The sequence below is a fragment of the Paludisphaera mucosa genome (genome assembly GCF_029589435.1).
Taxonomy (GTDB): domain Bacteria; phylum Planctomycetota; class Planctomycetia; order Isosphaerales; family Isosphaeraceae; genus Paludisphaera; species Paludisphaera mucosa.
Window position 1 is genome coordinate 109,290 of sequence record NZ_JARRAG010000001.1, and the last position, 23,303, is coordinate 132,592.

General features: G+C 68.3%; 12 protein-coding genes and 3 rRNA genes. 9 read left to right on the forward strand and 6 right to left on the reverse strand.

The window, feature by feature from the left end; genetic code table 11:
• Positions 1–104: 104 nt before the first annotated feature.
• Positions 105–2,246: a sodium:solute symporter family transporter gene (locus PZE19_RS00490; RefSeq protein ID WP_277858618.1), complete on the reverse strand. Its 2,142-nt coding sequence runs from the start codon at positions 2,244–2,246 to the stop codon at positions 105–107.
• A 769-nt stretch (positions 2,247–3,015) separates the two neighbouring features.
• Here PZE19_RS00490 and PZE19_RS00495 point away from each other — a divergent pair.
• The 3 genes from PZE19_RS00495 (at position 3,016) to rrf (ending at position 8,481) form a co-directional block, all read left to right on the forward strand.
• A 16S ribosomal RNA gene (locus tag PZE19_RS00495) occupies positions 3,016–4,539 on the forward strand.
• A gap of 835 nt (positions 4,540–5,374) precedes the next feature.
• Positions 5,375–8,178, forward strand: a 23S ribosomal RNA gene (locus tag PZE19_RS00500).
• Positions 8,179–8,373: 195 nt separating this feature from the next.
• Positions 8,374–8,481, forward strand: a 5S ribosomal RNA gene (gene rrf, locus PZE19_RS00505).
• Together the 16S, 23S and 5S rRNA genes form the textbook arrangement of a ribosomal RNA operon.
• A 629-nt stretch (positions 8,482–9,110) precedes the next feature.
• Here the strand turns inward: rrf and PZE19_RS00510 are convergent.
• The 4 genes from PZE19_RS00510 to PZE19_RS00525 all read right to left on the reverse strand — a co-directional run bounded on the left by PZE19_RS00510 (position 9,111) and on the right by PZE19_RS00525 (position 14,308).
• Positions 9,111–9,857, reverse strand: coding sequence for a DUF429 domain-containing protein (locus tag PZE19_RS00510; RefSeq protein WP_277858619.1), 747 nt, complete (start codon positions 9,855–9,857; stop codon positions 9,111–9,113).
• Between the two features lie 145 nt (positions 9,858–10,002).
• A complete protein-coding gene (locus PZE19_RS00515; RefSeq protein ID WP_277858620.1) occupies positions 10,003–11,049 on the reverse strand; it encodes a DUF1559 family PulG-like putative transporter in 1,047 nt (348 codons plus the stop codon).
• A 202-nt stretch (positions 11,050–11,251) separates the two neighbouring features.
• Complete coding sequence (locus PZE19_RS00520; protein ID WP_277858621.1) at positions 11,252–11,485, reverse strand: hypothetical protein; 234 nt, start codon at positions 11,483–11,485, stop codon at positions 11,252–11,254.
• 534 nt (positions 11,486–12,019) lie between these two features.
• The gene (locus PZE19_RS00525) at positions 12,020–14,308 is read right to left on the reverse strand and encodes a type 1 glutamine amidotransferase family protein (RefSeq protein WP_277858622.1); all 2,289 of its coding nucleotides are present in this window, start codon (positions 14,306–14,308) and stop codon (positions 12,020–12,022) included.
• 181 nt (positions 14,309–14,489) lie between these two features.
• Here PZE19_RS00525 and PZE19_RS00530 point away from each other — a divergent pair, with 181 nt between their 5' ends.
• Positions 14,490–15,833 carry an AAA family ATPase gene (locus tag PZE19_RS00530; protein ID WP_277858623.1) on the forward strand — a complete coding sequence of 448 codons (1,344 nt, stop codon included), beginning with the start codon at positions 14,490–14,492 and terminating at the stop codon, positions 15,831–15,833.
• A gap of 125 nt (positions 15,834–15,958) precedes the next feature.
• On the forward strand, positions 15,959–17,404 hold the full coding sequence (locus PZE19_RS00535) for a molybdopterin-dependent oxidoreductase (RefSeq protein WP_277858624.1): 1,446 nt from the start codon (positions 15,959–15,961) through the stop codon (positions 17,402–17,404).
• A 16-nt stretch (positions 17,405–17,420) separates the two neighbouring features.
• On the opposite strand, the gene PZE19_RS00540 is transcribed toward PZE19_RS00535, so the two are convergent.
• Positions 17,421–19,541, reverse strand: coding sequence for a prolyl oligopeptidase family serine peptidase (locus PZE19_RS00540; RefSeq protein ID WP_277858625.1), 2,121 nt, complete (start codon positions 19,539–19,541; stop codon positions 17,421–17,423).
• A 231-nt stretch (positions 19,542–19,772) separates the two neighbouring features.
• Between PZE19_RS00540 and PZE19_RS00545 the strand changes: the two genes are divergently transcribed.
• The 4 genes from PZE19_RS00545 to PZE19_RS00560 all read left to right on the forward strand — a co-directional run bounded on the left by PZE19_RS00545 (position 19,773) and on the right by PZE19_RS00560 (position 23,200).
• A complete protein-coding gene (locus PZE19_RS00545; protein ID WP_277858626.1) occupies positions 19,773–20,306 on the forward strand; it encodes an RNA polymerase sigma factor in 534 nt (177 codons plus the stop codon).
• Positions 20,303–21,523: a hypothetical protein gene (locus tag PZE19_RS00550; protein ID WP_277858627.1), complete on the forward strand. Its 1,221-nt coding sequence runs from the start codon at positions 20,303–20,305 to the stop codon at positions 21,521–21,523. The genes PZE19_RS00545 and PZE19_RS00550 overlap by 4 nt, the downstream gene beginning before the upstream one ends.
• Positions 21,524–21,630: 107 nt before the next feature.
• Positions 21,631–22,290: a leucine-rich repeat domain-containing protein gene (locus tag PZE19_RS00555; protein WP_277858628.1), complete on the forward strand. Its 660-nt coding sequence runs from the start codon at positions 21,631–21,633 to the stop codon at positions 22,288–22,290.
• Between the two features lie 43 nt (positions 22,291–22,333).
• Entirely contained in the window at positions 22,334–23,200 is an 867-nt protein-coding gene (locus PZE19_RS00560) for a lipase family protein (protein ID WP_277858629.1), read from the forward strand.
• Positions 23,201–23,303: the final 103 nt, after the last annotated feature.

Consider the following 23,303-nt stretch of genomic DNA (forward strand, 5'->3'; position numbering starts at 1 on the left):
AAACCTCATCGGTGTTCGTCCGCGAGCCGCCTCTATTCGACCGATTCCCACTCCCGACCGCGGGGCCGAGGTCTCGCCGGCCCTCATCAGGCGACCCGCCCGGCTCACCAGAAGATGATGTTGAGAGCCGCGAGGACGATCGCGACGACCAGTGCCCAGAACTTGGGGGCCTGGTACCAGGCGACGGGCCCGTTGTCAGGGAGCTTCGTCAGGCCCAAAACCAGGTTGTGCAGCTCGGCCTCGGGCTTGGGCGTCGTGAAGAGGCTCACCAGGGTGATGACCGTCACGCAGATCAAGAGCGTCCACATCGAAGTGTAGACGTTCACGGCCATGGGCTTGGCCTTCTCGGACCGGGCGATGTACTTGGCGTGCGCCGGGTTGAACTCGGCCGGGTTGAACGTCTGGGTCACGTCCGAGGCCACGACCCGCACGCCCGGCCCGAGCACGACCTCGGCCCCCTCCGCGCCGAATTTGTCGGGCCTGTTCGTGTCGGCCAGCAGCACGTCGGGCGCGATCAGCCGCACGGGGATCGACTCGCCCTTCTCGACGACCTTCGCGGGGGTCGCCCCGGGCGCGCTCAGGGTCCTGTCGCCCGACGTCCAGGCGGGCTCCTGGCCGACCTCGATCGGCACGTTGGTCGTCCGCACCACGCCCTTCTCGACGGTCACCCGGTTGACGACCTGCGAATCGCCCTCGCCGACGCTCTCGACGCGCACCACCGCGCCCGGGTCGAGGATCGCGGTGGGGCGGGGGCGATGGCCGTCGGGGAACGTGTGGACGAAGCCCCACATCGCCATCGACGACAGGATGGCCGTCAGGAAGCCGACGAACGCCCCCGTCGGCGTCGCCCGCTTCCACATCATCCCCAGGATCACCACCCCGAACAGCGGCACGATGAAGAAGAAGATCAAGACCTGGAGGAACTCCAGGATGTTCGAGAAGTAGAACAGCGAGTACGCCGTCCCCACCGACATCATGATCCCCAGCAGCGAGCACCAGCGCCCCATCGACAGGTAGTGGGCGTCGCTGGCGTTCTTCCGGATCAGGGTCCGGTAGACGTCGTACGTCCAGACCGTCGCGAAGGCGCTCGCGTTGCCCGCCATGCCCGACATGAAGCCGGCGATCATTGCCGTGACGCCCAGGCCCAGCAGCCCGGGCCCCAGGTATCGCCCCATCAGCAAGGGGAGGACGTCATTATAGGTGCGGTGCGTGATGTTCGCCCGCGGGTCGGCCTCCGAGACCAGCACCAGCGGCGTGCCGTCGCTGTGCAGCAGCACGGCCAGCCCCAGCAGGCCCGGCAGCGTCACGATCAGGGGGACGCACATCTTCAGCGCCGCGCCGATGATCGTCCCGTTCTGGGCCGCCCGCAGGTCCTTGGCGACGATCACCCGCTGGACCTGCAGGAAGTCGGTGCACCAGTAGCCGAACCCGACGCCGACCGCCAGGCCGAAGACCATGCCGATCCAGTCGACCCCCATCGGGTTGGCGTCGAACGAGCCCAGGTTCCGCCAGAGGCTGGTGAAGTTGGCGTTGCCCACCGACGGGTGGATCACCGGGACGTTGCGCTCGATCTTCGCCACCAGCCCGCTCCAGCCGCCGGCGTCGATCAGCCCCAGGATCGGGATCAGGAGCGAGCCGAACCAGATCAGGAAGTACTGCAACACCTCGTTGAACACCGCCGAGACCAGCCCGCCGAGCGCCACGTAGACCGCGACCGTCAGCGACGAGACCCAGATGCTGACGTTCATGTCCCAGCCGAGCAGCAGGTTCAGGATCTTAGCCATCGCGAACATGCTCGCGCCGCTGACCAGCACCGTCAGGAACGAGAACGAGATCCCGGCCAGCGCGCTCGTGCCGGTGCCGAACCGCAGCTTCAAGTAGCCGGGGACCGAGTGGGTGTTGCAGATATAATAGAACGGCATCATGACGACGGCCAGGAAGAGGATCGCCGGCACCGCCCCGAACCAGTAGGCGTGCGCGCCCAGCATCCCGTACTGGTAGGCCATCGCCGACCAGCCCATCGTCTCCAGCGAGCTGAGGTTGGCCGAGATGAAGCTCAGCCCCGCGATCCAGGCCGTCATCTTCCGGCCGGCCATGAAGAAGTCGTCCCCCGTGCTGACGTACCGCTTCAGGTAGAAGCCGATGCCCAGCACGACGACGAAGTAGATCGCGATGATCGCGACGTCCAGCGTCCCCATCTTGATCAGGGGAGCCCCGGCGGCGAACACGATGAGCCCGGACGTCACGTCGACCCCTCCCACGCCCCCGCCGACCCGGGCGACGACGTTTCAATAGATGAAGCACGACTTATGAGAAGCGACCGCTATGGTAGAAGGCCCCCCCGCGCGACGCAAGCGCGTGGAAGCCGCCCCCCGCGAAAAAACCGCGGGAGAACCGCGAAGGATTGTTGACGCCCGGGGATTCCCTGGTAGTATTAGACCTGTCGAGCGAAACGTCGTCACTACGACACGGCCGGCCTGGTCGCCAACGAGCGGCAGGGTCGGCCGAAATCGTCGGAAGAACGTGTGAACTCGCGGGGCGGATCCGGCGTAGGGTTTCCTACGGCGGGTGCGCCGGCCTCGTCTTTGACAATCCGGTCGATCGTGGAAGAGAAGAAGACCGCGGGGCCTTCGTCGTCGTGCCAACGCGACGGGGGTCGAGCGGCGAGCGAGTGAGAAGGTGCGTAGTGATCCGCCGGGGGCGACGAAGGGCCGCGAGGCCCGGGATGTCGAGCCGCGGCGGACGGTGAACCCTTGAGGGGAGCCGGCGTGCGGGATCGTCCCCATCGGGACGTCGCGGGGTCCAGGTCCTGGATCCCATGCAAAAGCGACGTCGGGGCGGCCGCAAGGACCGGCGGCGGGTAGGGCTCGGCGACGACGGCGCGATCCTTTCGGGGGTCGGGTCGGGGACGACGGGCCGGAGACCGCCGCGACCAGTTTTTTTCCTCAGACCTCTTCGAGGATGGGGACCGGAGGACGGGAAGGCCTCTTCGGAGGAGCTACCGGCCCGAGGACCATTGTGAAGGGTTTGATCCTGGCTCAGAATGAACGTTGGCGGCGTGGATTAGGCATGCAAGTCGAACGGGCCCAGCAATGGGCCAGTGGCGCAAGGGTGAGTAAGGCGACGGCAACCAACCCCGAGGATGGGTATAGCCGCGGGAAACTGCGGGTAATCCCCAGCGATGCGAGGGCGTCGGCATCGACGCTTCGCCAAATGGATCCGTCCGCCTCGGGACGGGCCGTCGTGGTATTAGGTCGTTGGCGGGGTAGCGGCCCACCAAGCCTTCGATGCCTACCGGGCGTGCGAGCGCGGCCCGGCACACTGGGACTGAGACACTGCCCAGACTCCTACGGGAGGCTGCAGTCGAGAATCTTCGGCAATGGGCGCAAGCCTGACCGAGCGACGCCGCGTGGAGGACGAAGGCCTTCGGGTTGTAAACTCCTGTCGAGGGGGAGAAAGGTCCCGCGAGGGGCTTGATCGATCCCTGGAGGAAGCACGGGCTAAGTTCGTGCCAGCAGCCGCGGTAAGACGAACCGTGCGAACGTTATTCGGAATCACTGGGCTTAAAGCGCGTGTAGGCGGGTCGGTGCGTCGGCGCCTGAAATCCCCCGGCTCAACCGGGGAACGCGGCCCGAAACGACCGGCCTGGAGGGACGTAGGGGGGACTGGAACTTCCGGTGGAGCGGTGAAATGCGTTGAGATCGGAAGGAACGCCCGTGGCGAAAGCGAGTCCCTGGACGTCTGCTGACGCTGAGACGCGAAAGCTAGGGGAGCGAACGGGATTAGATACCCCGGTAGTCCTAGCCGTAAACGATGAGCACTGGGTAGGGGGCTCGCCGATGGGCTCCCTGCCGCAGGGAAACCGTGAAGTGCTCCGCCTGGGGAGTATGGTCGCAAGGCTGAAACTCAAAGGAATTGACGGGGGCTCACACAAGCGGTGGAGCATGTGGCTTAATTCGAGGCTACGCGAAAAACCTTATCCTGGGCTTGACATGCGAGGATTAGCCGGCGGAAACGTCGGTGACGCCGCAAGGTGGAACTCGTGCAGGTGCTGCATGGCTGTCGTCAGCTCGTGCCGTGAGGTGTTGGGTTAAGTCCCGTAACGAGCGAAACCCCTGTGATCAGTTGCCAGCGCGTCATGGCGGGGACTCTGATCAGACCGCCGGCGTCAAGCCGGAGGAAGGCGGGGACGACGTCAAGTCATCATGGCCCTTATGCCCAGGGCTGCACACGTGCTACAATGGGGCGGACAGAGCGTCGCCAGGCCGCGAGGCCGAGCTAATCGCAAAAACCGCCCCTCAGTTCGGATTGCGGGCTGCAACCCGCCCGCATGAAGCTGGAATCGCTAGTAATCGCGGATCAGCATCGCCGCGGTGAATGTGTTCCTGAGCCTTGTACACACCGCCCGTCAAGCCACCAAAGCGGGGGGCATCCGAAGTCGTCGGAGCCGAAAGGCAGGCGCCGAAGATGAAACCCGTGATGGGGACTAAGTCGTAACAAGGTAACCGTAGGGGAACCTGCGGTTGGATCACCTCCTTTCTAAGGATACTTAGAAAACCAAGCCGGGGACGCCGTCACATGGGGATTGCCGCCAGGCCTTCACCATGGGCGACCCACGGCTCGTCGGCGCCGCCTCGGATCCCGAGGAGACGCCCGTACGCCTGCTCCCCCCGAGGGTTTGAAGAAGAAACGCACCTCCCGCTTGCATCCGGGGCCCGCCGCGGCTAAGGTAGCCACCTTCGGCCGCGGCCGGACCCCCGGCCTCCCCGTCCCCGCCGCCCCGCGCGGCGGGCCGGGCCACGATCGACCGAGACGCGACGCCCCCCGCCCGGGATCGAACCCGGGCGGGGCGGCGTCTCCGCCTCCTCGCCTCTCGCGCACCCTGGGCGCGGGGCGGGGCCGTCCATTTGAGACGGCCTCGCCCCCCGGCCAGGCGCCGGGTCCGGCCCCTCGGGGCCGCGGATCTTTGACAATTCGGTGGTTGGTCGATACACGAATCCGACACGGTCGGGGTCGTCGAAATCCTTCGGGATCGAGGCGATTCTGGAACGGGTCGGGATTCGACACGAGCCTCGACGGAGGGGCCCGGTCATGATGCGTCCTCGGACGGATCGCGGCGGGCCACGACGGAAGAGGCGAGTGGCATACTCCACACACAGTTTCACGCCGCAAAGGCTCCGGCCGATGCGGCGACGAATACCAACACGAACCCTTTGGATCTGGAAGATTGGGCCCAGTGCCGGTCCCCGCGTCGCGAGACGGCGGGATCGAACCACGGGTCCGGCTAGGCGAGGAATCGCAGAGCGAAGCAGAGCGGCGGGACCCTCCGATGCAGGCCCGCGTCCTTCCCAGGGCGCGGGGGCCCGATCGGCGTGGTCAAGCCCCTAAGGGCGCGGGGGGGATGCCTAGGCGTCGTCAGCGAATCGGGCGTGGAAGGCTGCGATAAGTCCGGGGGAGCTGCATCACGAGCTTCGATCCCGGAATACCCGAGGAACACCCGGGGAACTGAAACATCTCAGTACCCGGAGGAAAGGAAATCAACCGAGACTCCCTGAGTAGCGGCGAGCGAAAGGGGATCAGCCCAAACCGGACGGGTCACCGTCCGGGGTCGCGGGCCCGGAATCACGAGGAACCGAAGCGAACCGAAGCCGCTTGGAAAATCGCGCCGCAGCGGGTGACAGCCCCGTAGGTGCAGCGGAAGTTCCTCATCCGGTCGCCCAAGTAGGGTCGGGCACGGGAAACCCGGCCTGAATTCGCGGGGACCATCCCGCAAGGCTAAGTACTCGACGACGACCGATAGCGAACCCAGTAGGGCGACCGAACGGTGGGAAGAACCCCGACGAGGGGAGGACACTGAACCTGAAACCCCGCGCCTACAAGCGGTGGGAGGGCTCTGGCGCAAGCCGGCCTGACCGCGTGCCTTTTGCATAATGATCCGGCGAGTTATCGTGTCCGGCCAGGTTAACCCCTTCAGGGGGGGAGCCGCAGGGAAACCGAGTCTGAACAGGGCGACTCAGTCGGGCGCGATAGACGCGAAACCAGGTGAACTACCCATGGGCAGGTTGAAGCGGCCCTAACCGGCCGTGGAGGACCGAACCCACCAGTGTTGAAAAACTGGGGGACGACCCGTGGGGAGGAGTGAAAGTCTAATCAAACCTGGAGATAGCTCGTTCTCTCCGAAATGGCTTTAGGGCCAGCCTCGGGACATAACGCGCGGGGGTAGAGCGACGGAATCCGACAGGGGGCCTCCCCGGCTACCCTTCGGAACCCAACTCCGAATACCGCGCGCCGGACCCCGGGAGTCAGAGCGTGGGGGATAAGCTTCACGCTCGAGAGGGAAACAACCCAGACCGCCGACCAAGGCCCCCAAAGCGACGCTGAGTGATAAAGGAAGTGGGATCGCCGTGACAGCCGGGATGTTGGCTTAGAAGCAGCCACCATTTCAAAAGTGCGTAACAGCTTACCGGTCGAGCCATCCCGCGCCGAAAATGACGGGGACTAAGCGTCGTGCCGCAGTCGCGGATTCGCAAGAATGGTAGGAGAGCGTCGAGACTGCATCGAAGCCGCACGGGTAACGAGCGGTGGAGCGGTCCCGAGTGCGCATGCCGGAACGAGTAACGACAAGACGGGTGGGAAGCCCGTCCGCCGAAAGCACAAGGTTTCCTGGGGAAGGTCAATCCGCCCAGGGTCAGTCGGGTCCTAAGACGAGGCCCAAGGGCGTAGTCGATGGGCAGACGGTTAATATTCCGTCACCCGGCGGGGAGGTTGATGAGGGGAGGACGCCGGAGGATTTTTGGGTCGGGGTGATAGACGCCCCCGTGCCGCAAGGCCGACAGCATTCGATCTGGAAGCCCAAGAGAATCCGGCCGCGAAAAGCCCCCCTCGGACGATCCGCCGGCCCGTACCGCAATCCGACACAGGTGTGCCAGGTGAGCATCCGAAGGCGTTCGGGAGAACCCTCGTGAAGGAACTCGGCAAAATGGCCCCGTACCCTCGGTACAAGGGGCGCTCCCTCGGCGACGGGGGAGCCGCAGAGAATCGGCACTAGCGACTGTTTATCAAAAACACAGGACTCTGCCAATTCGCAAGAAGACGTATAGAGTCTGACGCCTGCTCGGTGTCGGTAGGTTGAGGAAGCCAGTCAGCGCAAGCGAAGCCGGCGACCGAAGCCCCGATAAACGGCGGCCGTAACTATGACGGTCCTAAGGTAGCGAAATTCCTTGTCGGGTAAGTTCCGACCTGCATGAATGGCGTAACGACTGGTGCGCTGTCTCCACGAGGGACCCGGTGAAACTGTAGTCGTGGTGAAGATGCCACGTACCCGCGGTTAGACGGAAAGACCCCGTGAACCTTTACTGCAGGTTGGCACTGGTCCAATGCTCGCTCTGTGTAGGATAGGTGGGAGGCTTCGACCCGGCGGCGCCAGCCGTCGGCGAGCCATCGGTGAAATACCACCCTGAACGATCGTTGGCCCTCACCGGCGCGAAGCCCGCGTCGGGACCGTGCTCATCGGGCAGTTTGACTGGGGCGGTCTCCTCCCAAAGAGTAACGGAGGAGCGCCATGGTGCCCTCGGCCCGGTCGGCAATCGGGCAACGCGAGCGCAAACGTATAAGGGCGCCTGACTGCGAGACCCATGGGTCGAGCAGGGACGAAAGTCGGCGTTAGTGATCCGGCGGTGCTGGATGGAAAGGCCGTCGCTCAACAGATAAAAGGTACTCCGGGGATAACAGGCTGATCTCCCCCGAGCGTCCCTAGCGGCGGGGAGGTTTGGCACCTCGATGTCGGCTCATCGCATCCTGGGGCTGGAGAAGGTCCCAAGGGTTTGGCTGTTCGCCAATGAAAGCGGTACGCGAGCTGGGTTCAGACCGTCGTGAGACAGGTCGGTCCCTATCTGCCGTGGGCGTAGGAGACTTGAGGGGCTTCTCCCCTAGTACGAGAGGATTGGGGAGGACCGACCTCTGGTGTGCCGGCTGTCCCGCTCGGGGCATCGCCGGGTAGCCAGGTCGGGACGGGATAAGCGCTGAAGGCATCTAAGCGCGAAGCCCCCCCCGAGATGAGGTCTCCAGCGGGATTCATCCCGCATAGGCTCCTGGAAGACGACCAGGTCGATAGGCCGGGAGTGCAAGGCGGGCGACCGCCTCAGCCGACCGGTCCTAACAGCCGAGCGGCTTGACCACCCCGATCCGGCCCCCCCGCGAGGGCGGGCGCAGATCGAGACGGTCCCGAGCCTGCTCCGCTCCCAGAAGGCCTCGCCAGATATCTCCCGATCCAACGGAAATCGTGGACGGTGAGTGGGGTATGCGACAAGACGTATCGACCGACCCACCGAGGAATCGCGGCCGCCGGGGTTGAACCCCCCCGGCGGCCGAATTCCCGGCGACCATACCGGCGGGGCCACACCCGTTCCCATCCCGAACACGGCCGTTAAGCCCGCCGGGCCCATGATAGTGCAATCGCGCGAAAGTCGGTCATCGCCGGGATCCCACACCGAAACACGCCGCACCCCCCCGGGTGCGGCGTGTTTCCGCGCGCGCACCTCCCCCGTCCCTTTCGTAAGATCCGCGAAGTCCATCAAGTCCCCTTCGCCCAGGGCAGGCGATCCTGCGCACCGATTGGATCCCTTACCAATCGCGCCGACCTCGATGGTGCGCAGACTGAAGTGATCGCTCGACGTCGCGCCGCCGAACGAGTCGCTGAGGCGGAGGAGCCATTGGCACGGCGAGGCCGTCGGATGCGAGGCTGTCGTCGGGGGCTGGCTCCCCTCTGGCGTCCGGCTGGCTTGGCAACCGACATCCTTCCGGTCGGTCCGCCGCTCGTCTACACGACGCTCCGCCTGCCGGGGGCCGGGGGCAAGAGTGATTAGGATTATTGCACCGCAGTTCGATATCGTCGAATGCAACGACGAGCGAAGGCGCGACTTCATCGCGTCGCTTCATCAAACTACGGCGTGATGGGCTGGGGCCTGCGGATGGCGTGGCTCTCGTAGGCGGGTGAAGCGAGACTCACGACACTGCATGGAATCTCGGAACGTGCAGGTCCCGCCGATTCGATTCCTATCCAAGCTCAGGGATTGCCGTCTCGTGGCGTTCGTAAATGCCAACTGTTGGAATTATTCGCGTCGGCGACGCCGCCTCTTCCACACGGCGCGAAGGCCGCGGCCCGAGGGATCGCGCTCGTATTCGAGGGCGAAGATCTCGATGTCCGGGATCACCATGAGACCCTCCTCGGCCAGGCCGACAGTCCGGGTGAGGCGCTTGCGATGAAGGTGGGCGGTCAGGGCGCACACCACGGCGTCGAGCTGGTGTTCGGACGCGCCGGGCCGTCTCAGCCCGGGGACGAGCGGCCGCAATCCCTGATGGATGGCCCGTCGTCCTTCGGGAGTTCGCTTCCCACGCCAGGGCAGGCCGAGCAACTTGAGCGTGGCGAACGGATAGACCTCCAGGGGCTCGCGGCCGGATCGTCGGAGCGCGGCGGCGATGCGCTCGCCGCGGCGAGCGAGCACCTTGATAAGGGCCGTGGCCAGCGTCGGCACCCGCATCCGGGCCAACTCGCGCTCGAGCTGCCGGCTCCGCGTGCCTGGATCCTGCCGGCAGGGGCAGTCGTCGTCCAGGCAGCACCGGCCCATCGGGCGGGTCAAAGGGGCGTTGACCGCGACCGTCCCGCGCCGGCCGGCGAGCGCCGCCAGGCGGAGGATTTCCTCATCGGTCCAGGCCGAGGTCAGCAGTTCGAGCCGTCCGTCGCGGAGCAACGCGACGCCGGTCTCCCGATGCTCCACGCCCGCCAGGTCGATCCCCACGCAGGCGGGGGACTTCACGGCGGCCAGGGCCCTGATCTTGCGCTCGGTCGAAGTGGCCATCGGCCCATTGTTCGGGCCCGACGGACGGTGGACAAGAGGCCACTAACGAAGTGCCGGACGATGGCTTGAGCGTCGAACCTCGCCAGGAGAAACGTCTCGCGGCGGCCGGGGCGATCGCACCCCCGCCGCCGCGAGGCTGGGGGCCTCACCAACTATCGGCGCTGATGACCTCGCCGAGGTTGCGCGAGGAGAGAGCCTGGTAGACGCCCAGCTTGATCCCTTGCGGGAGCTGGAACGTGACGCCCGGCTGGGTGATGCCCAGGGGCAGGCCGGTGGTCTCGTCGATCTTCCACTGGTCGATCGAGTCCTTGACGAAATGCACCGAGCCGTCGGCGAAGGCGAAGTTGGCCCCGCCGGGGTGCGAGCTGCTGTAGCCGGTGACGTAGGCCATCCAGATGGCCACGAAGCCGGCGGGTCCGCCGATGTTCTTCAGCCGCCGCTGCGGGTTGAGGGGCCAGAACGTCGAGGAGAGCGTGTCGCTGATCTGTCCCGAGATCCACCAGTAGTAGCCGTCCTTGTCGCCGGGCGACAGGTACTCGTGGGTGCGCTCGCCCAGCACCATGGTGTTGCTCGTGCCGTCGGTCACCTGGGCCAAGCTGACCGCGCTGTTGAAGAAGATCATGCCGTTGGTCTGGGCCATGATCGCGGTCCACTCGGGCGAGCCCTTGGGATAGGAATATTCGCGCGGATAGGAGGGGAAATACCCCAGGCAGCCGCCGTACGACGTGTAGGCGAAGTTGTACGGGTCGGGGAGGAAGCCCCAACCCGGCCGCGTCCGCGAGATGTCGGCGTCGCTGGGGCACCACATGGCCGAGACCCCGTAACCCGACGTCGTGGTGTTCTCGGTGTCGAACGTCGTCCAGGAGTAGTTGTACGAGTTCGCCATCGAGCCCTGTTCGAGGAAGGGAAGGATCCCGAGGTAGAAGCTGTACGTCCGCGTGAAGCCGTAGCGGGCGCTCGTCCCGAAGAAGCCGCCCATCGGGAAGCAATTGTTGCCGTCCAGGTAGTTGTGCATCGACAGCCCCAACTGCTTGAGGTTGTTCGTGCATTGCGCACGACGCGCCGCCTCGCGCGCCGACTGGACCGCGGGGAGCAGCAACGCGATCAAAACCGCGATGATCGCGATCACCACCAGCAACTCGATCAACGTGAAGGCGTTTCGACGATCGCATCTTTCGATGGGTGTTGGCATGGTCGTCACCTTTGGGGAATGGAGTGGCCGGGACCGCTCCGTCCGGGCGGTCTGATGCCGGGAGTCGACGCAGGCGCGCGGGGACCCGTTTCGCTTCGAGGGGGACGCGAACGGCCGGGTCGGGATGGCTGAAGGACGAGGAGGCGGCGGCGCGGGGCCGTCGCGGGGCGAGGGAGGGTGGTCGGCCGCGACCGGTTCGCGGTCAGTTCTGGAGCTTCGGGTTCTTCGGGACGAAGATTTCCGGGCCCTGGACGGCCGATTTACGCTTCTTGGCCTCGGGCGCGGGGCCGCCGAAGGGCCGGCTGAGGTCGGTCTTGCCGGCCTCGGGAGGTTTGCTGATCGTCGCGTTCTCGGTGTCGCAACCCCCCTGCGCCAGGAGCAGGGCGAGGAGCCATCCGGAGCGCCAGCGCATCGCCGCGTTCTTCGACGTCGTCATGAGGTGTCTCACTGTGTCGTTGAGAGGGCGGTCGAGGAGGGCGGCCCGAGAGGAGAGGGGGGGCCGCCCGATCCGCCCCGACGGCTCGATCAGGCCGTCGGAGCAGGATGGCATCAGTCTGTAACACGACCTTCACACGCCTTCAACAAAAATTATGTAAGAATCCGTAAGTGATAACAGAGGTTCATGCATCATGTCGGATTCGGCCGGTTCGCGCGGTGGCGGCTCGCGTCGGAGAATTCAGAATCCACGGGCGGTTTCCGGCGGCGCTGTTCTCATCTCGCCATTGCGCGGCATTGTCTATTCGGGGATGTTGCGCCGCGGCGGTTTCGGAGAGGATGACGCGAACCTTCGATGGATGAAAATCTTGCACGCGAATCGACGATCGAAGCCAATCCGAGTTCAGACGCAAGAGGTTGGCTCGATTCGATTTGGGGTGCGAAACGATGCAGGGCGGTTTTGCGAACGGACCCATATCGAAGCCGCCGCGATCGGCGGTCGGGCCGGAGTTCGCCTGGAGCGGATTGCGGCAGGTCAGGGGGCGAGCTCGGCGACGATCATGGTGTGGACGTCGAGGCGGGGCACGGTGACGGTCGTCCCCCCGGGGGTGGGGCTGCAAGGGAGGTCGGCGCCGGCGGGTTCCTCATGGATGCGGGCGATCCGGTGGCGAGGGGCGAAGGTGATGCGGAGGTCGTGGATGGGGACGACCTCCTCGCGGAGGGGGACGTCGTCGTCGGGCCGGGCGTGGCGGGCGGTCGTGTCCAGGTCGTTGAAGAGGTGGACGATCAGGCGTTCGGCGCCGTCCTGCGACTGCCGCATGACGGTCGCGTGGACGCACATCGGGGCCTCGACGGCCACCGGAGGCGGCTCGGCGGCGACGTGGTCGATCGCCTGCGTCAGCACGAGCCGCTGGTATGGATAAGGGTACAGATAATACGCCGCGTCGAAGCCGGCCGCGAGGTAAACGACCCGCCCCTTGCCGTGGCTCCGGGCGACGACCGCCGGCGTCTCGGGGGCGTTCGGGGCGTCCTTCGGCCGCAGCAGGCCGGCGACCTGCGCGGTCGGGTCCTTCACCTCGACCTTCACGGCCGTTCCCTTATAAGTCACGGGGCCATCGCCGAGGAGCCGACGCATCGCCGGGACGTCCAGGAACGAGCCGGGGGCCGGCCGGAAGTCGAAAACGCCCTTGCGCTTCTCCCAGTAGTCGGGGCCGACGGCCCTGGCGAAATTGACGTCGAGGGGTTGCGAAGGCCCGCCCGGGGGATCGACGACCCCGCGGTGCTCGACGCCGAGGACGTCCGCCAGCGCGAAGCGGTCGCGGGGGCCGCCGTGCTCGTCGAACAGCGAGGCGTCGAGGCTGGCGACGAGCCCGCCGCCGGCGCGGACGAAGCCCTCGATCGCCGCGGCCTGCGCGTCGTCGAGGCAGGCGGCGTTGGGGAGGATCAGCACCTTGTACTTGGCCAGGTCGGCCGGGTTCAGGTTCCAGTCGTTGACGACCGCGAACGGCCGATGGGATTCGACCGCGGCGCGGAAGGCGCCCAGGACGCCGGCCAAGTACCGTTCCTCGACCAGGCCCGGCGAGCGGCCGTAGAGTGTTCGGGTGTCGTCGCTCAAGAGGATCGCCGCCCAGGGCTCGGGCGACTTGAGAGTGAGCCACGGCTTGCGCTTCCGGACCTCGTCGAGGGCGTCGTACACGCCCTGCTGGAGCGGCCTCGGCTGCGAGACGGCGATGCTGGGGGCGACGCCGTAGGTCAGCGCGAGCATCATCCGGCGGAGGATCTCGTGGGGCGGGAACGAGTCCTTGCCGTAGGGGTTGCCGTGGCTCATCAGGTACGGCTCGCTGAAGGCGACGCGGTGGTTGGTGGTCGCCCAGATATAGGCGCAGGCCAGCGCCGGGGCGAGCGTCGCGCCGCGGTTGGTCTCGTCGAGCCAGAGTTCCTGGTCGGGGGCGTCGAGCAGCAGGTTCATCCGCGAGGGCATGTTCCGGGGGATGCTCAGGAAGTGTCCCCAGCGGCCCGCGTTGGTCGTCCAGGTGACGAGCGCCGCGTCGGGCTTGATCGCCTTCAGCCGGGTCTGCATGCGGCGGACGAGGTCCTCCATCCGGCGGTCGGCCCAGTGCTGGTAGCGGCGGAAGGCCGGGTCGTCCATGTTCACGTCGGGGATCTCGGCCCCGGCGTCGCGGCGGTGGGCGTCGCGGCAGGGCTTGCAGTAGCAGACGCCGCCGTAATGCAGCCCGTCGAAGCTGAAGGCGTCGACCGCCGGGTACATCGTGAGGATCTCGGCCAAAACCTCGATGAAGAAGTCGCCGTAGGGGCCCAGCAGGCAGAGCATCCCCCCGTACGGGTGGGCCTTCATGTCGACCGACGGAATCTCGGTCGTGTTGCGATCGATCCGCCGCCACTCGGGATGGGCCTCGTACGCCTCGGCCTGGAGGCAAGGCGGGTAGACGGCCAGGACGCGTACGCCCAGCCGCTCGTACTCGGCGAGGTCCTTCTCGAGCCGGCCGAGCGGGACGTGGGGGCTCCGCCGCCTGAGCAGCTTGCTGTCGTAATAGGCGTAGAAGGGGTCGACGAATCCCACCTCGCTGATCGTCACCCCGTGCCCGGCGGCCTCGGCGCGGCCCTGGGCGTCCATGCCAGAGAGCGTATAGCCGACGCCGATCGTCTCCTGGACCCATCTCGGCGGGAGGATCGGCCGGAAGGGCTCGACGTCGAACGGACGGCGGGGGAGGGGAGGGCCCCAGATGGACTCCTGCGCTTCCGTCGGAGCGACGATCCCTGCTGCGAAGACCGCGAACGCCAGCAGGCGGAGGCAGCAGGTCATGGTCGAGACCTCTCAGAATGGCGGCGGGCGCGAGACGCCTCCGAATCTCGCGCAGGTTACCACGAGGCGCCGACGTCCGGGATTGAAATCGCGTGAACCTGAGTACAATTCCCGGTGACTGATCGGTGGTGCGGGGCGGGTCGGGGGATCGCGAGTCGTCAACCGGGAGGACGCGGGGGACATGTTCGAGACGTTGAATCAGAACCCGTTCTTCTCGGGCGGCATCTGGCTGATGGTGGTCGGGGCGGCGGCGGCGATGCTCCGGAACGCGCCGGGGCGGATCTGGACGTTCGTGGAGCGCCGGTTCGCGATCGCCGTCGAGGTGCCCGACCGCGACCCGGCGTTCCGCTGGCTCCAGGTCTGGCTGGCCTCGCAGCCGTACGCCGGCCGGGCCCGCGACCTGAGCCTGGCGACGACCTGGGTGCCGGCCGACGCCGAGACCGAGGGCGCCGTGTCGTTCGACGACGACGAGGCGGCCGCGCGGGGCGGGGCGTCGCGGGTGAAGTTCCTGCTCTCGCCGGCGCCCGGCACGCACTGGATGGTCTACCAGAACCGGCTGGTGATCCTGAACCGCAGCCGTCGCGACCTCCAGGCCGGCAACGCCCGGACGTTCCAGGAGACGCTCACGCTCCAGGTGCTGGGGGGCTCGCGGACGCTTATCGAGGACATGCTGGAGGAGGCCCGCGCGCTGGCCTGCCCGAAGTCGCCGGGGGTGAGCATCCTCACCAGCCGGTACGAGTCGTGGGAGGCCACCTCGTGGCAGCCGCGGCGGCCGCTGGCCTCGCTGGTGCTGGGCGACGGCGTGCTCGAAGACGTGCTGGACGACCTCCGGGAGTTCTCCCGGTCACGGACGTGGTACGTCGAGCGCGGGGTGCCGTACCGCCGGGGCTACCTGCTGCACGGGCCGCCGGGCAACGGCAAGACGACGCTCGTGCTGGCCGCGGCCGGCGAGCTGAACCTGTCGGTCGCGGTCCTGAGCCTGAGCAACCGCGTCCTCTCCGACGACTCGCTGCGCGCCATGGTCGACGCCCTGCCGCCGGCCACGATCCTCCTCATCGAGGACGTGGACTGCGTCTTCAAGACCGAGCGGACGACGGGCGACCAGACGGGGGTGACCCTCAGCGGCCTGCTCAACGCGCTCGACGGCGTCAGCTCGCGCGAGGGCCGGATCCTGTTCCTGACGACGAACCACCCCGAGCGGCTCGACCCGGCGCTGGTGCGTCCCGGCCGGGTCGACAAGCGGGTGTCGCTGGGCGACGCCACGCGGAGCCAGGCGCGCCGGCTCTACCTCTGGTTTTACCGCGGCTGCGGCCTGGCCGACGACCGCCTCGAAGACCTGGCCGAGCTGTTCGCCGAGCAGGTCCCCGAGGGCGAGGTCTGCATGGCCGCCGTCCAGGAGCACTTCCTCCGCCACCGCTCCTCGCCCGAGGCCGCGGCGCACGAGGCGGATTTCGAGGTCCCCGAGCCGTCGCCCGCCGACGCGAACGGCGAGGCCTCGAAGGGGGCGGCCGAGATCCTGGCCTGAGCCCGGATCCGGGAGGGTCGCCGCACCTCGTCGTTGTCCCGGCGAGGTGGGGCGGTTAGCCTGGCTCAGGGGCGGACGACGCCCTCCTCCACGTCCGGACGGGCCTCGTGTTCGGAGCCGCCCGCATGATCGCGACGTTGCCGACGCGCGCATCGAGACTGGGTCGTCTGTTCCTTCTGATCGGGGCCCTGGCGAGTCGCGACGCGACGGCGGGCGCCATCGACGAACCGGCCGCGCCGACGGCGCCGCTCCGGGTCCAGGGGAGGGTCGACAAGGCCCTGAGCCTGACCGAGACCGAGCTGGCCGGCATGCCCAGGAAGGCCGTCCGGGCGAGGGATCAGGGCGGGGCCGAGGCCGAGTACGAGGGCGTGCCCCTCTTCGAGATTCTCCAGCGCGCCGGGCTCCCGCCGGGCGGGACGGCCGCCTCCTGGGTCGTGGTCGAGGGCTCGGACGGGCATCGGGCCGTCTTCGCGACGGCGGAGCTGGATCCGGCCTTCGCCGACCGGGTCGTGCTGCTGGCGGATCGTCGCTACGGCCGGCCGATCGCCGGGACCGAGGGGCCGTTGCGCGTCGTCGTTCCCGGGGAAAAGAGCCAGGCGCGCTGGGTCCGGATGGTCGTCTCCATCACCGTCCAGCGGCCCGGCCCCAACGTGTTCGGCGAGACGGCGGAGCGGCTCCGGGACGCCCGGACGCTTTCCTATCGTTGCTCGTCTCGCGACCTGGGAGTGATCCGGAGTTACGAAAGGCACACCGGGCCGACGCGGACGGAGATCGGCGAGCCGCCGGTGCTGGCCGTCGTCACGGACGTCGACCGCGGCGAGGTCCTCATCCTCGACGTGGCGGGCAAATTCGCTTTCCACCAGAACTTGCTGCCGCTCGAAGAGGGGGAATGGAGCCGGCGGAGCCTGGCCTCGGCGATCTCGACGGCCCTGCGCTCCCTGGCCGGGAAGGAGGAGCGGCCCGACGGCCGGCGGCCTTTTGGCGACGTCCTGGCGGAAGTCTACCGCGTCGATGTCGAGGGTCGTCCGTGGACCTTCTGGATCGACCCGGGTCGCAAATCCCCCCTGCTCGTCGAGTCGAGCCTGCCGACGCCGGAAGGCGAATCGCGGTTCACCCTGACCGACTTCCGCATCGACCCGCCGATTGACGACGCCCTCTTCCGGCTCGAACCGCCGGAAGGCTACGTCCTGCGCGACCTCGACGCGCCGGGGCCGAAGGAAGAAGAGGCCCTGGTCGACCTGCTCCGCTTCGCCGCCACTGCGTCCGGCGGCCGATTCCCGACGAAACTCGACGCCTCGGAGCTGACCGAACGATTCCCAGCGGAACCATGGGAGAAGGACCGGCGCCTGGTGCGGTGGATTTTCGGCACGGCGATCCATGGCTCCATTTTCGCGCGAAATCCTCCGGGCGGATGGCACGGCTACTCCCCCGATGAAGTGAAGCTCGGGAACCGGGACAGGATCGTCTTCTGGCACCATCCGTGGGGCCAAAGGACCTACCGTGCCGTCTTCGGCGACCTCCATGTCGAGAACGTGACCGCCGAGGACCTGCCTCCGGAACCCGATCGCTGACGGCTCGGCCCCGGGCTCAGGGGCGGGCCGGGCCCCGCGGCTCTTCGGCCCGGGGCTTCCACGACTCGTCGAAGAAGCCCGCCTGGACGACCTTGCCGTGGCCGCGGGGGGTCGCCGGGACGGCCACGTCGACGACGGCGAAGTCGGGGAGCTTGGGGGTCTGTCGGGCGTTGTTCAGGTCGTCGAACTCGCGGTACGTGAAGCCGCTGTTGAGCACGACGTAGCGCCTGGGGTTGAGCGGGTTGGGATGGATCAGGATCGGCGCGTGCGTCTTCGCGTCGTGGGTCGCGCCGGCGATCTCGACGCGGTCCTTGTCCCACTTCACCGGGAGCCTGTCGAGGACCTTCGCGAGCACGGCGTTGCTGCCGGGGTCGCCCCAGAGGACGAGGTTGCAGTCGGCGACGTCGGCCTCGGTGACGTCCTTGTCGTCCTTGACCCGGGCCTGGCCGCGGAACTGCTTCCGCCAGCGGTCGAGGGCGAGGGCCAGCTCGGCCTTCGACCAGGCGTCGACCGGCTCATTGAGGGCGGGCCCTGTCGGACGGACCATCAGGAAGGCGTCGTAGAAGGCGTCGTCGATCGGCCCCTGGAGGCCGTGACGCTTGGCGAGCCCGCCCTCGTCGGGGCCGGCGAGGATCCAGTGGCCGTCGACCTTCCGGAATCGGGCGGTCCACGACCGGTCGGAGCCGGCCTTGGGGGCCAGGACGACGTCGCCGTCGATCTGGGCCTTGAAGGCCTTCCGGGGGTCGAAGGGGGCGTATCCCGGGGGGACCGTCAGCGTCAGCGCCGTGACGTTCTCGGTCGAGACGTCGGGGCCGAGGCGGTCGTTGCCGATCATCGACATGGAGCCGTCGAAGAAGGAACAGAGCTGCGCGTTGACGCGGGCCCGCTCCCAGTGCCGCGCCAGGCCGTCGACCTGGACCCAGGACGACGTGTTGTAGCGCAGGGTGTAGGTCGTGAAGTCGACTTCCGCGGGGACGGGGTCGCGGCCCTTGCGGGCGATCGAGTCGAGGCGGCGGTTGATCTCGGCCCTGGCCTCGGGCGTGTAGTTGTGGCCCGCGCCGGCACCGATGACGTGGACCAGGTCGATGTTCCCGTCCTCGGCCAGCTCCGGGGCCAAGATGCCGTTGGCCAGCTTCTGGAGTGGGCTCTGGCCACCCAGTTCGCGGAGCGCCCGGGCCATGAGGTCGGCGGCCTGCTTCTGCTTGTCCTTCTCGCCGCTGTAGGCGACGGTCGGCACGTTGAACAGGTTGCCGGCGTAGCCGGTGCTGTCGTAGAGCCGCCAGAGCGTCTGCTCGTACCAGGGCGGAGGCGTCGCGCCCTCGCGGAAGACGCCCAGGAAGTCGGCCGACTCTGCGAACCCCGCGCCCGGGGCGGCCGCGGCCCAGACGCCCGGGAAGTGGGTGGCGAATTGCCAGGCGGCGGCGCCCCCCATCGAGAAGCCCCGCATGATCAGCCGGTCGTCGTCGATGGGATAGTGCGACCTGACGTCGTCGAGCGCCTCGAACAGGTCGACCTCGCCGGCGAACTTGTTGGCGTTGCAGAACCGGCCGTAGGGATGGAGCACGAAGGCGTCGGCCGGCGCGAACTCGCCGACCGAGGTCATCCTCTGCCGCAGGAAGCTCACCTCGCCGAGGGTCTCGCCGCGGCCGTGGCACCAGACGTCGAGCCGGAACCGATGGGGGGAATCCGGCCGGTAGGACTTCGGCACGACGAGCCCGTAGGGCTGGATCGAGCCGTCGATCTTCGAGACGTATCCGCGGACGATCGGGCCCGTCGCCGCATTCCAGGGGGGCTCGACGCGGCCCAGGGCCTCCGCCCGCTTCTCGCCCTCCTCCAGCAGCGACCGGGCCGCCGCCACCTCCTTGAGGTCGAAGAACTCGCCGTACCGCAGCGCCGTATCGACGGCCACGGCGAAGACCTCGACGTCGGGCAGTAGCGCCCGGAACGGCGGCGCCTTGCGGAGGCCGTCGATCCGCCGGCCCAGGGCCTCGACCCTGGCTTGCAGCGCGGCTCGATCGGCCTCGGGGACGACGACGCCCGGCGGGGGGATCGGCCGGATCTTCTCGGCGGGGCCCTGGGCCTGCGCCGGGTCGGACGCGGCGAGCACGAGGCAGAGGCATAGCGAGCGGTTCAGCATCGGCGGTTCATCCTTCCCGGAACGACCCGGGTCGACCCGGTCCGAAGGTGATCGGGATTCGCGCAGGCGACCGGCGGCCCCGGCGGCGGCCGTTCCGCCCCCGATCATACGGCCCGGGCGGGACGTCGTCACCTTCCCGTTCGGCCCGGCGGAAATCCCCGCCCGACCTGCAAGATGGCCGGCGTCTCCGGCGACTTGGTTGTCGGGCGGTCGATCGCCCGGGAGGGACGCATGCCGGATTGGGACGAGATCCTGGCCCGGGAAGGTCCGGCGGTCTGGAGGACGGCCTACCGGATCCTCGGCGACCGGGCCGACGCGGACGAATGCTTCCAGGAGGCGTTCCTCGACGCCTGGGAGGTCTCGCGTCGAGGCCCCGTCCGGAGCCGGCCCGCCTTGCTGAAGCGGCTGGTCGCGGCCCGCGCCGTCGACCGGCTGCGACGCCGCGCCCGGCGGGGGTCGCACGGGGCGGTCGCGGACTGGGACGCCTTGGGCGGCCCCGGGCCGTCGCCGTCGAGGTCGGCCGAGGACTCCGAGCTGCCCCGGCGGCTTCGCGAAGCCCTGGCGCGGCTGCCCGCGAAGCAGGCGCAGGCCTTCTGCCTGCGGGCCCTGGAGGAGTGGAGCTACGCCGAGATCGCCGAGCACCTGGGGGCGACCGTCGACGCCGTCGGCGTGCTCCTGCACCGGGCGCGCACGCGGCTCCGCGCCTTGCTCGCCCGGCCGCGGGAGGTCCCCGGCCCGCCCCTCGCCGCGGAGGAACCCTCATGACCCCGACCGACGCCGATGCCGAACCCGACGATCGCCTGGCCCGCGCCGAGGCGGCCCTCAGGGACGCGACCGTCCCCGAGGGGCCGTCCGCCGACCTCGTCGCCCGAACCCGCGCCGCGCTCCGCGCGGCCGACGCGCGGTCGGCCCCAGACCCCCAATTCCGGAGAAGGACCATGTTCACGATGTTCAAGTTCGCCGCCGCGGCGCTCGCGGCCCTCGCGACCGCCGGCCTCACCTACCTCGCCGCACCCCCGAGGGCGGCGGCGACCACCGCGTTCCAGGAGGCGGCGAAGAAGCTCCGGGAGGCCCGGACGCTCTCCTACCGCGGCTCGTTCCGCGCGCCCGGCCAGGACGCGCCGACGATCATGATCCTGTACTACAAGGATCCCGGGCGGACCCGCACCGAGATCGGCGAACCCCCGACGGTGGCTTCCATCGTGGACGCCTCGCGGGGCGAGATCCTGATCCTCGACCTCGCCCAGAAGACGGCCACCCGCCAGGATTGGAAGCCCGACGACGCCCAGAAACCCCGCCTGGAGCGGCAGGCGTCGGACTTCGCCGAGCAACTGCGGTCCCTCGCCGGCAAGGACGCCAGGTCCGTCGGCCGGCGCAGGATCGGCGAGGTCGAGGCCCAGGGCTTCCGCGTCGAGGACGAGGGCCTGGAATGGACCGCCTGGATCGACCCCGCGAAGAAGCTCCCGCTCCTCATGGAGTCGACCGTCATGGGCATGACGTTCGTGATGAGCGACTTCCGCATCGACCCGCCGCTCGACGACGCCCTCTTCCGCATGGACCCGCCCGACGGCTTCGCGGCCCGCAAGATCGACGCGCTGCCGCCGGCCGGCGGCGAGCAGAGCCTGATCGACCTGCTCCGCCTCTACGCCGAGGCCGGCGAAGGGGACTTCCCGCCTCGGCTCGACGACGTGACCGCGGTCACGACCGCGTTCCAGAAGCGGTTTCCCAAGGAGCAGTGGAAGGGGGCGGACGATCCCCGGATGATCCGGACCGTGCAGTCGCTCGCCGCCGCAGTCGTCTTCGTCCAGCTCAACCTGAAGCGAGCCTTCGGCTACGCCCCCGACGGCGCGAAGCTCGGGGACGCCGGCCGCGTCCTGTTCTGGTACCGTCCGAAAGACGCCGAGTCCTACCGCGCGATCTTCGCCGACCTCCACGTCGAGGACGTGGCCGAGGACCGCCTGCCCGAGAAACCGAAGTTCTGAGGGGCGGCCCGGCCCGGTGCACGCTCGCACGCGGCGAGGGATTTGGTAGGATGGGGAGGCTTCGGTCCTCCTGACCCGTTCGAACCACCCAGGGGCCCGCATCGCGTATGGTCGAGCAATACGGCGTCCACTTCATGCTCGCCGGCCTGGCGCTGATGACGATCGGCTGGCTCTGGCTGGTGGTGAAGGCGTTCCGGGACCGGGTCGGCTGGGGGGTGGCGATCCTGGTCTTCCCGCCGCTCGCCCCGATCTACGTCCTGGCGAAGGGCGGGGCGGTCTGGGCCCCGGCGGCCCTTATCGCCCTGGGCCTGGCCTCGGCCGCCTTCCCGCCGCTCTACACCCGGCTCGTGCCGATCGACCTGGGGCCGCACGAGCGGCTCGTCGACGGCGAGCGGCACTTGACCCTGACCGGGTGGGACCGCAAGGACTACGCCGTCCTGGGGTCCAAATCCGACGCCGTCGTCCTCCAGATGGCCAATCCCGACGTCGGCGACGAGACCTTGCGGAATCTCAAGGGCTTCACCATGCTCCGCGAGCTGGACCTGAACGACACGAAGGTCACCGACGCCGGCCTGGAGGTCATCAAGGACCTCCCCGCGCTGACGACCCTGCGGCTGAAGAACACGAAGATCACCGACGCCGGCTTCAAGGCGTCGCTCGCCGCCAAGGAGCCGCTCCAGCGCCTTGACTTGACGGGGACGGCCGTCGATCGTGAGACGGTGGAGGCGTGGAAGTCGGCGAAGCCGGGCCGACGCGCCATGCGGTAGGCGTCTCGACGATCGGACGACGGCCTCAACGAGGGTTCCAGGCATGTCCACGAAGCTCGACGTGTCGCGCCACGGCGACCCGCGGAACGCGCTGCTGCTGGCCGAGGCCTGCTCGCTGGCCTACTTCGACGAGCCCCAGGCCGCCAAGGGGTTCCGCGAGGCCCTGGGCCTCGACGCCCGCCTGGTCGCCGCCGAGAACACGCAGGTCTACCTGGCGCAGAGCCCCGAGGTGGTGCTGGTGGCCTTCCGGGGCTCGGAGTGCCCGACGACGCTCGACGGCTTCAAGGACTGGCTGCTGACGAACGCCAACAACTACCTGATCCTCCCCGAGGGCCGGATCGGCACCGACTTCGTCGCCGCGGGCGTCGGCGCGCGGTTCCACCGCGGCTTCATGGCGGCCCTCGACGACATCTGGACGCCCCTGTTCACGGCCGTCGACGAGGCGATCCGCCAGGCCGAGCGGCCGCTCTGGGTCACCGGCCACAGCCTCGGCGGGGCGCTCGCCCTGCTCGCCGCCTGGCGGTTCGAGCGCAACTTCCTGACGGTCGACGAGGTCGTGACCTTCGGCGCGCCGATGATCGGCAACGAGGCGGCGGCCGGGGCGTTCGAGAAGCAGTTCGCCAAGAAGATCTCGCGCTACGTCAACTTCGAGGACCCGGTCCCGCTGCTCCCCTCGGTGAGCCTGCTGACCAACACCTACGTCCACTGCCCGACCGAGGTCTCGCTCGCCGACCCCGCCGCCACGTCCGCCTTCGACGCCCTCAAGCACAAGGCCGGCGCCGCCGCCGACGCCGTCCTCCACGCCAGCCTGATCGACGAGGTCTGGGGCGCCGTCCAGGGCCGGATCTCGGCCCACTTCATCGATCGCTATCTCGACCGCGTCAAGAAGAAGATCGACGAGATGGCGTAAGTCCTTGCCCGGAAAGACCGCACGACGTCCCCTCGGCCCGCGCCCGCGATGGGTTCGGGCGACCGCGATACGACGCGTGCGGGTCTGGTTCGCAATTTGCGAG